Source organism: Paenibacillus puerhi (genome assembly GCF_009846885.1).
Classification (GTDB): domain Bacteria; phylum Bacillota; class Bacilli; order Paenibacillales; family NBRC-103111; genus Paenibacillus_G; species Paenibacillus_G puerhi.
The window spans coordinates 47,312-60,377 of sequence record NZ_WUWM01000037.1; the positions used below are offsets into that span (position 1 = coordinate 47,312).

Annotated in this window: 15 protein-coding genes, 1 rRNA gene and 1 riboswitch; of the genes, 2 read left to right on the forward strand and 14 right to left on the reverse strand. The window is 51.9% G+C overall.

Annotation, left to right across the window (positions count from 1 at the left end; translation table 11 throughout):
• The 3 genes from GSF01_RS25300 to GSF01_RS25310 all read right to left on the reverse strand — a co-directional run bounded on the left by GSF01_RS25300 (position 1) and on the right by GSF01_RS25310 (position 3,977).
• Positions 1-1,140, reverse strand: a complete 1,140-nt coding sequence (locus GSF01_RS25300) for a ubiquitin-like domain-containing protein (protein WP_159888050.1) — start codon at positions 1,138-1,140, stop codon at positions 1-3.
• 272 nt (positions 1,141-1,412) lie between these two features.
• Positions 1,413-1,593: riboswitch (cyclic di-AMP (ydaO/yuaA leader) on the reverse strand.
• Between the two features lie 237 nt (positions 1,594-1,830).
• Positions 1,831-2,598 (reverse strand): TatD family hydrolase, encoded by a 768-nt coding sequence (locus GSF01_RS25305; RefSeq protein ID WP_159888051.1) that lies wholly within the window; start codon positions 2,596-2,598, stop codon positions 1,831-1,833.
• Between the two features lie 95 nt (positions 2,599-2,693).
• A complete protein-coding gene (locus tag GSF01_RS25310) occupies positions 2,694-3,977 on the reverse strand; it encodes an HD domain-containing protein (RefSeq protein WP_159888052.1) in 1,284 nt (427 codons plus the stop codon).
• A gap of 385 nt (positions 3,978-4,362) precedes the next feature.
• Between GSF01_RS25310 and GSF01_RS25315 the strand changes: the two genes are divergently transcribed.
• Positions 4,363-4,617 (forward strand): AbrB/MazE/SpoVT family DNA-binding domain-containing protein, encoded by a 255-nt coding sequence (locus GSF01_RS25315; RefSeq protein ID WP_072337934.1) that lies wholly within the window; start codon positions 4,363-4,365, stop codon positions 4,615-4,617.
• 127 nt (positions 4,618-4,744) lie between these two features.
• On the opposite strand, the gene rsmI is transcribed toward GSF01_RS25315, so the two are convergent.
• The 10 genes from rsmI to GSF01_RS25365 form a co-directional block, all read right to left on the reverse strand.
• Positions 4,745-5,620: a 16S rRNA (cytidine(1402)-2'-O)-methyltransferase gene (gene rsmI, locus GSF01_RS25320; protein ID WP_407945798.1), complete on the reverse strand. Its 876-nt coding sequence runs from the start codon at positions 5,618-5,620 to the stop codon at positions 4,745-4,747.
• An 18-nt stretch (positions 5,621-5,638) separates the two neighbouring features.
• Positions 5,639-6,412: a tRNA1(Val) (adenine(37)-N6)-methyltransferase gene (locus GSF01_RS25325; protein WP_159888053.1), complete on the reverse strand. Its 774-nt coding sequence runs from the start codon at positions 6,410-6,412 to the stop codon at positions 5,639-5,641.
• A gap of 66 nt (positions 6,413-6,478) precedes the next feature.
• Positions 6,479-6,832 (reverse strand): DNA replication initiation control protein YabA, encoded by a 354-nt coding sequence (yabA, locus tag GSF01_RS25330; protein WP_159888070.1) that lies wholly within the window; start codon positions 6,830-6,832, stop codon positions 6,479-6,481.
• Positions 6,833-6,887: 55 nt separating this feature from the next.
• Positions 6,888-7,691: a PSP1 domain-containing protein gene (locus GSF01_RS25335; RefSeq protein WP_159888054.1), complete on the reverse strand. Its 804-nt coding sequence runs from the start codon at positions 7,689-7,691 to the stop codon at positions 6,888-6,890.
• A 2-nt stretch (positions 7,692-7,693) separates the two neighbouring features.
• A complete protein-coding gene (gene holB, locus GSF01_RS25340; RefSeq protein WP_159888055.1) occupies positions 7,694-8,671 on the reverse strand; it encodes a DNA polymerase III subunit delta' in 978 nt (325 codons plus the stop codon).
• A 52-nt stretch (positions 8,672-8,723) separates the two neighbouring features.
• A complete protein-coding gene (locus GSF01_RS25345; protein ID WP_159888056.1) occupies positions 8,724-9,170 on the reverse strand; it encodes a YaaR family protein in 447 nt (148 codons plus the stop codon).
• An 18-nt stretch (positions 9,171-9,188) separates the two neighbouring features.
• The gene (locus GSF01_RS25350) at positions 9,189-9,518 is read right to left on the reverse strand and encodes a cyclic-di-AMP receptor (RefSeq protein WP_159888057.1); all 330 of its coding nucleotides are present in this window, start codon (positions 9,516-9,518) and stop codon (positions 9,189-9,191) included.
• 121 nt (positions 9,519-9,639) lie between these two features.
• Positions 9,640-10,278 (reverse strand): dTMP kinase, encoded by a 639-nt coding sequence (gene tmk / locus GSF01_RS25355; protein WP_235941732.1) that lies wholly within the window; start codon positions 10,276-10,278, stop codon positions 9,640-9,642.
• Positions 10,271-11,782 carry an aminotransferase class I/II-fold pyridoxal phosphate-dependent enzyme gene (locus GSF01_RS25360; RefSeq protein WP_159888059.1) on the reverse strand — a complete coding sequence of 504 codons (1,512 nt, stop codon included), beginning with the start codon at positions 11,780-11,782 and terminating at the stop codon, positions 10,271-10,273. The genes tmk and GSF01_RS25360 overlap by 8 nt, the downstream gene beginning before the upstream one ends.
• 121 nt (positions 11,783-11,903) lie before the next feature.
• The gene (locus GSF01_RS25365; RefSeq protein ID WP_159888060.1) at positions 11,904-12,101 is read right to left on the reverse strand and encodes a sigma factor G inhibitor Gin; all 198 of its coding nucleotides are present in this window, start codon (positions 12,099-12,101) and stop codon (positions 11,904-11,906) included.
• Between the two features lie 176 nt (positions 12,102-12,277).
• Between GSF01_RS25365 and GSF01_RS25370 the strand changes: the two genes are divergently transcribed.
• Positions 12,278-12,808 carry a hypothetical protein gene (locus tag GSF01_RS25370; RefSeq protein WP_159888061.1) on the forward strand — a complete coding sequence of 177 codons (531 nt, stop codon included), beginning with the start codon at positions 12,278-12,280 and terminating at the stop codon, positions 12,806-12,808.
• Positions 12,809-12,965: 157 nt separating this feature from the next.
• Here GSF01_RS25370 and GSF01_RS25375 read toward each other — a convergent pair.
• Positions 12,966-13,066 (reverse strand): 23S ribosomal RNA (locus tag GSF01_RS25375); the annotation flags it as partial.

Genomic DNA, 13,066 nt, shown 5'->3' on the forward strand with positions numbered 1-13,066 from the left:
CTAATCGGCAGACGGCTTCTTCGGCCCGATGACGTATACCGTATAACCGCGCTTCACCCCGAAGCGCTCGGCATACTTGTCACTCTGGAAGAAGACGTCAATCTTATTCCCCTTTACAGCACTGCCTGTATCTTCAGCCCGGCGGAAGCCTAGACCGTCGATATAGACCCACCAGCCGATCGGGATCACTTTAGGGTCCACTGCAATCGTGCGACCTTCCGTTACCTTCGCACCCGAAGACGTTACGCCGTATTGCGGATGGCTCTCATCCTTCCCCGTCGATTCCGGCCCAGCCGAATAGGCGGTTAGCGTAACATTCTTAATCACTTGTTTGTATCCGAAGTTAACGCCGTTCTTCGTCACTTCCTCCACGTTCGGGGAAGAGGCGGACAGAGCAACAACCGGACTTTTCGTACCTACAGCGACGATGCGCTGCTTACTCTCCGTATGCACGGCTTCTTCTACGACCTGCTCAGATACGAGCACGCCATCCTCAAATACCTTCTCCGTCTTCTTCACGAGAAGACCTTCCTGACCTTCCTGCACCACTTGCTCTTTGCCCTTCAACAGCTGGGGCTCATTTTTCTTGACGGTCTCGAACGCGATCGCTTCCTGCAGCTCGCCTTCTTCTTTTTTCACACGAATCACTTTAACTTCATCTTCCGGTGCAAGCTCGCTGTCCAGTGCCGGTACAACCTTATCCAGCTCGCCGAGCTCTACATTCAGCTCCTGCAAGGCGCTTGCTACCGTCTTGCCGACCGTGTATACCGTTTTGGTCTCACCGTCCACCGTTAGCTGCAGCGGTGTCGAATGCGTAATCGTAATGCGGTCTCCCGACTTGATCTGCGTATCCAGCCCATGGGAAAGTCTATCGTAATCATTAACTGCAATGCCTTGCTCATCCAGGATTCGTTGCAGGACAGCTTCACGGGTTTGGAACGTGCGTTCCTGTCCATCCACAACGAGCGATACGCGCTTAACGGCCGTACCGTGTAACATCAGTAAGAACATGAAAGTCATAGCGAATGAAAGAAGTACACCAATCGTTATCATACGCAAGTTTCCATGCTTCCATCGCAACGCGAAGGTCATGCTGGATGATCGTCTTTCATGGGTTTGCTCAGGTGATACAGCTCCCACTTGTTCGGTCCTCCTTAAAGCCTCGCCATTTTGAGTGTTATGCATGATTAGAGTCTGACGCGACTATGGTAAATTGTTTTGACTACATTACCAACGTTTGTTCCGCTGTCATCAGAGCCGCCACTTGCCTGCTACGTCCCCCCTTCGGGTGCATCTTGGTGCTTGGACATTTATCCCATTGACGGGGAAACACAAAAAAGTCAGCGGAGAAGAGGAACCTTCCCGTGACTTTTTTCATTTGGCCCAAATGAAAATGTAAGCACACGACAATCGTTACCTCTCTCTGGACGCTTACGAGGTTAGCTGACGGATTCGGACTTGAGAGTCGCCCTACCTCTTGCGCACAAGTGCGCTCAAGGATTCACCCCTAAAAAAACACCCCGGAATCGGATAAGCGATCGGCCGTGATGTGGTTCCCCCGTTTCCCTTACGGAAACTCAGCGATGTTGGAAATGTTATGATCGTATGAAGTTATTATTGAGTGTACGACGGCGAGGCTTCGGTTGTAAAGTATACAAACCGAGAAAAAAAGAGCGAATTTGATTCGAATCTGCCACTTTTAGCGCTTTTGAGCGATCAAAACCCATCTATTTCTCGACGGGACGTAGTTTTTCACTCCTTTTACTCCCGTTTTCTTGATTCGTTATATGGAACTAGGTTTGTGAATGCGTTTTCTTAGGGCTTGGAGGGTCAGGTCATCCGAAAAAGCTCCATCGCGTTTCGGGTCGTAATTTCCGCTAATTCCTCTACGGAAATGCCTTTTATTTCCGCTGCCGTTTCTGCGACCAGACGTACATATGCAGACTCATTTCTCTTGCCGCGATATGGATGTGGAGCCAGATAAGGGGCGTCTGTCTCAATCAACAGGCGATCGAGCGGCACCTTTTCCAGCACCTCTTTCGGCTGCTTGGCATTTTTGAACGTGACGGGCCCTCCGAAGGAAATATAGAAATTCATGTCCAGACACATTTTAGCCGTTTCCCAGCTGCCCGAGTAGCAGTGCATCACTCCGCCCACCTGGGCCGCTTGCTCCTCGCGCAGCGTCTGAACCACGTCACGATGCGCATCCCGGTTATGAATGGCGATAGGAAGTCCGACCCTTCGAGCCAGCCGGATCTGTTCCCGGAACACCCGATCCTGGACATCCTTCGGGGACGTGTCCCAATAATAATCAAGCCCGATCTCCCCTATGGCGACCACCTTATCGTGGGAACAAAGCGACTCGAGCCAGGCCAGATCCTCTTCCGTCATATCCTTGGCATCGGTCGGGTGCCATCCCACAGTCGAATAAATGAATTCGTACTGCTCGGCAAGTGCCAGCGAGGTAGGAATCGTCTCCTGATTGAAGCCTACGTTCACGATTCGACGAATTCCATTTTCCTGTGCGCGGGCAATCACTTCATGTCGGTCTTCATCGAATTGGGGTGCATTCAAATGAGCATGGGTGTCGATCAACATACAAAGTTCTCCTTTTGATGGTCGTATTTTGGCGGGCTAGTCCGCTCAAGTCGGACAGGCCCGTGTTCTTTATAGAAGAAACACCATTTGCCGGTTTACAGATCGAATAACCTCCGTACTTCGGAATTCAGCTCCGGCAGCTGCTTCAACATCAGATCACGCGGGTAATACAGGTGGTATTTCCCCATCTGGATGCCGCTGATCGAACGAACAATTTCGGATCTATGCGAGATTTCGGTTAGCTGTTCCTGGGAGTCGAGCAAAAGAATCGGCAGCTTCTCATCCTGCTCGCCCGGACGGTAGACGTCATAGGACTGATCCGAGGGGAAGTCCACCTCCAGGTAATAAACCGGATCGATGCCGATAGCCGCCAGCTGCTCGCGGAGCCGCTCCAGCAGTCCTACATCCAAGATTTCTAGCGTCACGTACTTGAACAAGCGTCTCTGCAGAAAACGGCAGCACAAGTCGGATAATATCGGATCTTCCTCCATCGTCCACTGCATCAATGTCGTTTGCATGAACGCTTCATCCAGCAAATAATATTCGTCACACGTCAGCTTGCGCTCAAACAGGGCAGGCAGCGGCTTCAGCAGCGATCGGAACAGGAAGCCCTCCTCATACAGGTGCTTGGCTCTTTGAAAAATCTTGTGCAGGGTTATCTCGGCGCTACGGGTAACGGGATGGAAGTAAACCTGCCAATACATCTGATACCGAGACATGAGGTAATCCTCGACGGCGTGCATCCCGCTATCCTTAACGACAATATGCCCCTTGTAGGGCCTCATGACCCGCAGGATGCGCTCCAGATCGAAAGTTCCGTAGTTGACACCGGTAAAATAAGCATCCCTGAGCAGGTAGTCCATCCGGTCCGCATCCAATTGACTGGAGACGAGGCTCACTACAATCTCTTGGCGATAGGTTTTGGCGATTACGCCGGCTACTTCCTGGGGAAATGTCGGAGAGACGCGCCTCAGCACCTCGTTGACCTCCGTATCGCCAAGCACGATGCGGCAGGACCACTCCTCATGATGCGCGCCGAACGTTTTCTCAATAGAATGAGAGAAGGGCCCATGCCCCACATCATGCAGCAGCGCCGCGCACAGGCACAGCAGCCGCTCATCTTTCGGCCAGTCTTCGTATTGGTTGCGTTCGAACTGCGAAATAATCTTACGCGTCACTTCGTAGACGCCCAGCGAGTGGGAGAACCGGCTGTGTTCGGCGCCATGGAACGTCAGGAAGCAGGTGCCGAGCTGGCGGATACGGCGCAGCCGTTGAAACTCCCGCGTATTGATGAGATCCCAAATCGTCTGATCCTGCACATAAATATATTTATGAACCGGATCTTTAAATACCTTCTCTTCCTGTAAGGGATAACTCATAGTAACGCCTCCTTTATAAAAAATCATTAAGCATTTCGACAAAATCATTTTTTTATCCAAGGGCCTGTCGAATAATGTTTGTTCATTTCTTCCAAAAATGTTTGATGGAATAGCCCCCCCTTTCGCTTGCAACAGTAGGCAATCGGCTTTCATTCCAACGCAAACGATCATGCTCTCCAGCAGCGGCCGGGTGCGCTGACTTCAGGCCTGGCCCGGTCTATCAAACACGTCTAAATGTGCAATGAAAATCTGTAATTTTAGGTTGACTATTTTGGGAATGGTTGGTATCATATGTATAAAGAAATATGTCGAAACATGACGATAATTTTTTTTATTCCGCTACACCAATAGTTTAAACGGACTTCTGAGAGAGGGGAATTTTATTATGATGAAATCTACAGGTATTGTTAGAAAGGTCGACGAACTGGGTCGTGTTGTTATTCCCATTGAACTGCGCAGAACGCTTGGTATCGGCGAGAAAGACGCCTTGGAAATTTATGTGGACGGCGAAAGAATCATGTTGAAAAAATACGAGCCTGCCTGTATTTTCTGCAGCAACGCCGAGAATGTATCCTATTTTAAGGGAAAAATCGTTTGTCACGAATGTTTATCCGAGATGCCAATACCTGTGACAAAATAAAAAAAATAGGTTATAATAGAGATAGCAAATTTAACTATGGTAATTCTAACCTTTTTCATATCTCCTCTTGATCCCTGAGTCGGGCTTTTCCCGAATCAGGGACTTTTTTTGGGCCGAATTAGACCCATTAACGCTCACGATGCAATTCATTATAAAGCTCCCGCTTCGGCAGCCCCCGATCCTGCGCGGCGAGCTTGATCGCTTCCTTGCGTTCATGCCCCTCCGCTTCGTACTTGTCGACATGAGCCTGCGGAGTAAGCCCGCTCCACCACGTATCCGCCTGCTCTTCTTCTGAGCTCCCCGCTTGCAAAATAAAGCAATATTCCCCTTGGGGCGGGTTCTCCTCCAGATACTCCAAGCATTCGCGGATAGTCCCCCGAATCGCCTCTTCATACCTCTTGGTCAGCTCCCGTACCAAGCACAGCTCCCTATCCTCTCCTAAAGTCTCAGCCATCCGCTTCAAGCTCTTGACGATGCGGTGAGGCGATTCATAGCCGACGATCGTTCCGCTTTCCCTTTTCCATCCGGCCAGCTCCTGCTGCATGGGCTTCGCCTCCCGGGGGGGAAAGCCCACGAACGTGAATCGGTCCGTCGGCAGCCCGGATATAATGAGAGCGGACAAGGCTGCATTCGCGCCCGGAATGGGAATGACCGGCACGTCCGCTTCAATAGCCAGCCGAACCAGGTCGACTCCCGGATCGCAGATCGCGGGCAATCCCGCATCGCTGACCAGCGCGATATCGGCTCCGCTTGTCAATAACCGGATCAGCTCGGGTCCGCTCGCCTGTTTGTTGTGTTCATGGTAAGCGACGAGCCTCGTGGATATTTCGAAGTGCGAAAGCAGCTTGCGCGTCTGCCTGGTGTCCTCAGCCGCGATCCACTTGACCTCGCGCAGAATACGTACGGCCCGGTAGGTCATATCCTCCAGATTGCCAATGGGCGTCCCCACCAGATAAAGCCGGCCAGTCGGCTGCGCTTCACTATAGCTTTTTTGTATATTCACGCTTATCGGTTCCTTTGCTTAGTAAGTGTCGGGGTCGTGCTCCAACGTCAACCGGCGGCCAAAATACACATCCGCCAGTTCATCGCTGTACTCCGTCTGATTTTTATACACAATAAGCGGAGGCAATGTCCTCAGCTCCGGCTTGCCATCCCGCATTCCTTCGATAAGCACCATATTCGCTTCTTGATCTGCTCGCGGGTGCACGAAGCGGATACGCTTCGGTTCAATCCGGTACTGCCGCATCAGGAAGCAAATGTCGACCAAACGACTTGGACGATGCACCATCGCAACCTTGCCGCCAGTTCGAACAAGCCGGCTGCTGACCCGGATCACGTCCTCCAGCGTGCAGAACAGCTCGTGGCGAGCCGCCGCAAAATGCTCATTGAGGTTTTGATCCCCGTTTGGGACGGGCAGATAAGGAGGATTAACAGTGAGGGCATCGAACAAGCCGTGCCCCACTTCCTCCAGAGCTTGACGTAGGTCGCCATGCCGGATGTCGATTTGATTCTCCAGCCCATTGAGCCTGACGTTGCGCCGGGCCATCTCCGCAAGCTTGTCCTGAATCTCGATGGCCGTGATCTGGGCCTTCGTTCTTGTCGTCAGCAGTAACGGGATCACGCCATTGCCCGTACACAGATCCATGATTCGGCCCCGCTGCGGAAGAGAGCAGAACCGCGCCAGCAGAACCGCATCCAGCGAGAAGCTGAATACGTCGTCGCTCTGTATAATTTTTAAGTCTTGAGTTAACAAATCATCTATTCGTTCTCTGTCAAATATCGGTACAGCTTCCACGCAGACAACTCCTCTTAGCTTCCAAAAAAACCGTAGAGAAGTTGCTCCTCCCTACGGCTGGCATTCTTATTTATTCAGAAATGACATGCAGAACAAACAATCGCCTTCCGTCCGCAAATGTCCGTAATTCACATTGCAGATATGAAAGCCCTCCTGATAGATCCGTGCCAGGTTATCCAGTCCTTCACCGGCCGATTCCTTCGGTCCTATCAATTCTTGTTGAAGGCGAACCACAGCCGGAGCAGCCGGACCGGCCTCTTTCTTTAACAGCTTTCGCAGCTGGCTGTTTTCTATACTTAGCCGCTTATTCTCTTCAAGCAATTCAATCACATGCTGCTTCATCTGGCCAAGCTCCGCATAGAACGAGCCCACTTGCTCTTCCATTTGGTCGATTTGCACGAAAATATCCCGTTTCACCACGATTGACATCACCTCTACTCCGCTGGGAGCCGTTCCCCTACTTCCGGGCGCTTGCTTAGTGGTGCTCTACCACATCATCTAACGGTAGATCCATCACTTTTTTCAAATCGAATATTTGTACTTTAGCCATGCGCTCCCCGACGTTCAGCGAAACGAGACGTCCATTGCCGAATGAGGTCACCACTTCGCTGCCTACACGAGGAAGATCGTCCTTGGCGCTTTCATAATTATCATGCTCATATTTCAAGCAGCACATCAATCGGCCGCATAGTCCCGATATCTTCGTCGGATTAAGGGACAGATTTTGATCCTTAGCCATTTTGATCGAGACCGGCTCGAAGTCTCCCAGGAAGGAAGAGCAGCACAGGATTCGGCCGCATGGGCCAATTCCCCCCAGCATCTTGGCCTCGTCCCTTACACCGATCTGACGAAGCTCGATCCGGGTACGGAAGACGCTGGCCAGATCCTTCACCAGCTCCCGGAAGTCGACCCGTCCTTCGGCTGTAAAATAAAAAATAATTTTATTGCGATCGAATGTATATTCAACATCGACCAGCTTCATTCGGAGCTGGTGATCCTTAATCTTTTCCTGGCATACGGCAAATGCATGCTTCGCCGCCTGCTTATTATCCTCAACAAGCTGCGCATCCTGATGGTCCGCAATTCGGATCACCTTCTTCAGCGGCAGCACCACATCACTCTCGCCCACCGTTCTGCGTCCGATGACGACTTTACCGTACTCGACACCTCGGGCCGTCTCGACGATAACCGAGCTATCGGGATCGACCGGCAGATCGCTGGGATCGAAATAATAAATTTTACCCGCTTTTTTGAAGCGGACCCCTACAACGGAGAACAATCCTACACCCCCTTAAGCTGTATCAATATGTGTTCCAGCGTGAGCTGGGGATTGGCATGAAACCGCAATCTCTTTTGCGTCTCGATCGCTTGCTCCATACAAGCGATCCAATGCTCGGGCGGACGGCTAAGCGCCTCCCGGGCCATCCAATCGATTTGGTCGGAGAATACAAGCTCCTCCCGACGTCCTGTTCCGAGCTGAACCATATCCTTCAGCCATAGAATGAGCATGTCGAGCCAAAGCCCAATCTTGTCGCTAAGCTCGCCCTTCAGCAGCTTCTGCTGAGAAATCAGCAGCGCGGCAGGCAAGCGGGACAAGCTCTCCTTTGTCAATTGTATCACTAGGTTTCGAATCTCTGCAAACCCATTTCCTTGAATCATGTCCCGTGCCGCCTCCGGTCCAGCCGCCAGATGGACGGCCGCTTGTACAAGCAGAGGAGCTTGTCCTTCGGCTAGCAGCAGATCCTGCATCCGGCTCCGGGCCATCGGAAGGAATGGTACCCATTGCGACCTGGAACGGATCGTCGGAAGCAGGGCCTGTCCATTATCTGTAATCAGAACGGCTACCACCTGCGAGGCCGGTTCCTCGAGAAATTTTAGTAAGCTGTTGGCGGCCTGGGTCGTCATCCGATCCGCCGATTCCAGCACGTACATCTTGATCCCGGATGCTGTCGAGCGATAGGCAAACTGCTTCTGCAGCTCTCTGATCTGCTCAATTTTAATAGATGCGCCGTCCGGTACCACCCAGTGGAGATCCGGATGGTTCCCGTGCTCCACCTTCCTGCACTCCAGACATTCCCCGCACGCATCATCCGGCAATACCTTGCAGTATAAGGCCATCGCGAAGGCTTTGGCCATAGCTCGCCGACCGGAGCCGGCAGGTCCCGTAAAGATATAAGCATGCGATACCTTGTCCGTACGAATGCTTGTCTGAAGCATCTGCTTGACGCGTTCTTGTCCGATGACCGATTGAAAAGACATGATGCTCAATTTCCTTTCCTTTATCCCAAGAGGACGCATGACGACCGTTTTTCTAGAAAAACAGGTTGATCAGCATCCCGCGTATTTCTCCGATTTTCTGCAGCAAATCAATCCGGCCCTGCTCGCTTTCGAGCAGGTCATCAGCCAGGCCAAGCAGCTCCGTATCCAGCTCTTCCAGCAGCTTGTAGCGCTTGGAGCGTCCTCTGCGGTCCCAGCCGCGTGTTTCCCGAAGCTGTACCCCCCGGCGGGCCGTTTCCTCCAGAAAGCTCTTCACCATCAGCTTATACTGACGCAGCTCCCTGACCGTCATCGATTTGGCCAATCTTTGTCCTTGCTGGTCGATCTGGTCCAGCATGCGCTGGAGCTGCTCCCGGGTGGCCCGCTCGTCTTGATGCTGCATCATATCCTGAAATGATTTTTGCTGAAGCTGCTGGGAAGATGAATTCTCGCTGCGTACCCATTCCTTGCCGACTGGACGCCATCCCGGGTTTATTTTCACGCGGCTCCGACCTCTTCTCTAGAAATGTTCGAACCGTTCGACCGGAAGCACAAATACCGCAGCTCCCCCAACTTGAACCTCGACCGGAAACGGAATGTAAGAATCCGTCGTTCCGCCCATGGGGGATACTGGGGTCACCATCTGTTCGCGAATCTTGCAATTCGCTTTAATGACCTGCAGCGCTTCGCTTACGCGTTCATTTTCCGTGCCGATCAAAAACGTCGTATTGCCCGCACGTAGAAATCCGCCGGTACTGGCCAGCTTTGTTGCGCGAAAGCCCTCTTTAACCAATGCATTCGATAATCGATTGCTATCTTTATCCTGGACGACTGCAATTACCAATTTCATACATCCAGCCCCCTTAGTCAAGGATACGTTTTCCGCCTACTCTTATATAATTTGACAAGCACGTGATAAATTCCTTCATTAATATAGGAAACGTCTGCTTAAAATCCAAAAGTTCTTGATATTATACGCGCCCCCGAAGCCATTGGTTCACGATCCGCCTAATTTGCGAAGCAACCTTGTCCGGAGCTTGCTCCGCATCTATCCGTTGTACCCGTTCGGAATAGCGGCGGAGCACCTCCTCATACCCGTCGCGAACCTTCTGATGAAACTGCAGCGCTTCCAGGTCGAGACGGTTTAACTCCCGATTACGGTCCGAGCGGATGCGCGCGAGCCCGACCTCCGGGCTCACATCCAGGTATAGCGTAAGGTCCGGCATCCAACCCTCAATCGCAAATTTGTTAATAGCAAAGACTTCGTCCATCCCGAGCCCACGGGCGTAGCCCTGATACGCGAGACTGCTGTCGATAAATCGGTCGCATACCACCACACGTCCTGATTCCAGAGCCGGAATGACCTTTTCGCTCAAGTGCTGCCTGCGGGCTGCCGCATACAAAAGCGCCTCGGTGCGACTATCCATCGCGGTATGGCGGTTGTCCAAAACAATGGCTCGAATTTGCTCCGCGATCGCTATGCCCCCAGGCTCCCTCGTAGCTATAGGCTCAAGCCCCTGCTCACGAATCTCAGCCAAAATGGAGGCGATAGCTGTTGTCTTCCCTGCGCCCTCTCCGCCCTCAACGGTAATAAAAAATCCTTTATTCACAATAGTGTCCCCTATTCTGTCCATGAAATGTTTGTACCGGTACCGTCCCAAGCCCCGTAATATTGTGGCCTTGAAAATGAGCGCCCGACGCTGCCAACCGGCGAAGGCTGGCCGCTGTCTGTGGTGTTATCCGCTCTCCTGGATATAGCAGCGGAATACCCGGCGGATAGGGCACGATCATCTCCGCCGCCACATGCCCCTCGCAGGCGTCTAAAGCGATATAAGAATAAGCCTCGACCTTATCATGGATCGTGCCGAACGTAAAGGAGACAGGCTCCGAGATCCTCTCCTGGAGCTGGAACAAGTCGGCCTCTCGCCGGTTCTCCTGCCGACTGCCTGACTCCAGCCGGCATTCATCCCCGATCTTCCCCTGTATCCGGTCTAAAGCTTCAAGCAGCCGATCCACGTCCTGCTGCCGGCTGGCAAGGCTGAATGCCAATACGACGTGATCGGCATCGGCCATCTCGGGATAACAGCCGTAACGCTCTAGCTCAGCTTTAAGCTCGTATCCGTTTAACTGTCCTGTGTTATCATACAGCACTTGCTTAAAGGGATCCATCTCATATTCGCCTGTTGCGCAGACCAAACCCCAGCGAGGTCTTAAAGCCAACTGCTCTCTCCATTTGCTTATAGCTTCAAGTGCCTCGTCCAGTGCATTAGCTCCCCGCTCTTGCAAGTAACAGCGGCTCAAGTCCAGACTTGCCATGATCAAATAAGATGGGCTGGAGCTTTGCAGCATACCGAGAGCCCGACGCAAGGCTGTGCGATTGACAAGCGGGCCTTGTACATGAAGCATCGACCCCATGGTCAGCGCCGACAGCATTTTATGGGTAGACTGGACCGACACATCGGCACCGCAAGAAAGCGCAGATCCAGGAAGCTTAGGATGAAAGCCGTAGTGAGCGCCGTGCGCTTCATCCACGAGCAAGCATTTACGCTGCGCATGCAGCAGATCGGCCATAGACTTAAGATCGGGGCCCATGCCATAGTAGGAAGGGCAGGTAGCTACTAGCCCCTTCGCGGAAGGATACCTTCTTAGCGCCTCCTCCACGTCCTCTACAGCTAATCCGGTGCGCAGGCCCGTCTGTTCATCCACGCGCGGATGTACAAACACAGCTTTAGCCCCAGCTAGCATCAACCCGTGAATGACAGACTTATGAGCATCGCGCTGAACCAGCAGCAGATCCCCAGGCTCGCATACCGCTGCAATCATCGCCTGGTTGCCGACAGTGCTGCCGTTCACCAGGAAATACGTTTCCTCCGCCCCAAAGCATGCCGCGGCAAGCCGCTGGGCCTCCTCTATCGCTTCCTCGGGATGATGCAGGTCATCCAATCCCGGAAGCTCTGTAACATCCAGAGCCAGCAGTCTCTCGTAGAACGAGGCGCCTTGTCCGAGCATCTCTGGCCGCGCCTTATGCCCAGGCACATGAAAGCGCCCTAACGTACGACTATGATACGCCAACATCGCCTCGAATAAAGGTGCTTGTGCAGACCCTGAACCCATCCCTAAGTCCTCATTTCTCACATCATCTATCGAAAGCTCGACAAGCTGTATTGTACCAAACTAAAAACTCCTCTTCCATCCCTTCTTGGGATAAAGAGGAGCCTAAAGATGGAGAGAGGCGTTATGCATTCTTTTTATATAAGATCTGCTTCATTTGATGAATGAAGAATGGATACTTGATGTCGCTGACGTCCGTCCTTACCATTTCCTTCTCGCAATCCTCGCAAATGAATTCTGATATGATCATGATGCCATTTTCCTTCTGTTGTCCGCAGATCATGCAAGAAGGTGTCCATTCGTTCTGCAATGTTTCGCTCATGCAGTCTTCACCTCGAATCTTCTTTTCTATCAGTATGTCCGATTCTCTCAAGAATAAACATCTCTAAACTATTTTTATGTTCGTAGAGCTTATCCGGTGCAAAATATCTTCATAATTCCGGGCGGACAACCGATATAGGAAATGTACAACACTACGATTACTGGGTGATTCCATATATGACGAGGCATGCTGTCGAGCGATCGCTATCCAAAAACTCGACCATTTACAACTACCGTTTGTTAAAAAGAATTCACCATAAGCCGCTCATGCATTACGCGTACTGGCTATGTACGGTGCTTGCCTGGATTGGCGCCCTGCTCCTGATCGATCCCTTGCCCTTCGGCTTGGTATTATTCGGGGTCCCCGTCTTTCATGCGATCTTCCTGCGCCTTCTGCTTCAGATTAAAGAAAGCTACGTCCCCCGTTCATGGCGCTGGTCACTGCGCTTGCCCTGGTTCGGTTATGCACCCGCCTCCTACATCTCTCTTTCCAAAGTAGGACGCCTGCACAGCCAACTGTTCTGGGTAGGGCTGCTCGTCCTTGCGTGCCTGTATCCTTGGATCGGCGATCGCCTCTTGTTATTTTCCGTGTTCCTCCATGTATGGATCCTTCTCCCCCGGCTCCTTCTGCTCTTTCTACTGCGCAGACATCGTGCGGCCGGCCTGATGAAAATCAACGAGCGAGATACCTCTTGCTATGCTCAATAAGCAAGAATATCTTGCTTTTTTATTTATATTTCCCTCAAACCTTTCCGTTCCCGAAAAAACCAAAAACCCTTAACTCAACTCTCGTTGAATGAAGGGTACTTATTATTCCCTGAAAACTGGATGCGAAATGAAAGCATGCTGAATGCTGTTAGCTTATTTGGATAAGCCCTCGACCGATTAGTATTCGTCAGCTACACGCGTTGCCGCGCTTCCACCCCGAACCTATCAACCTCGTCGTCTACAAGGGGTCTTACTAAC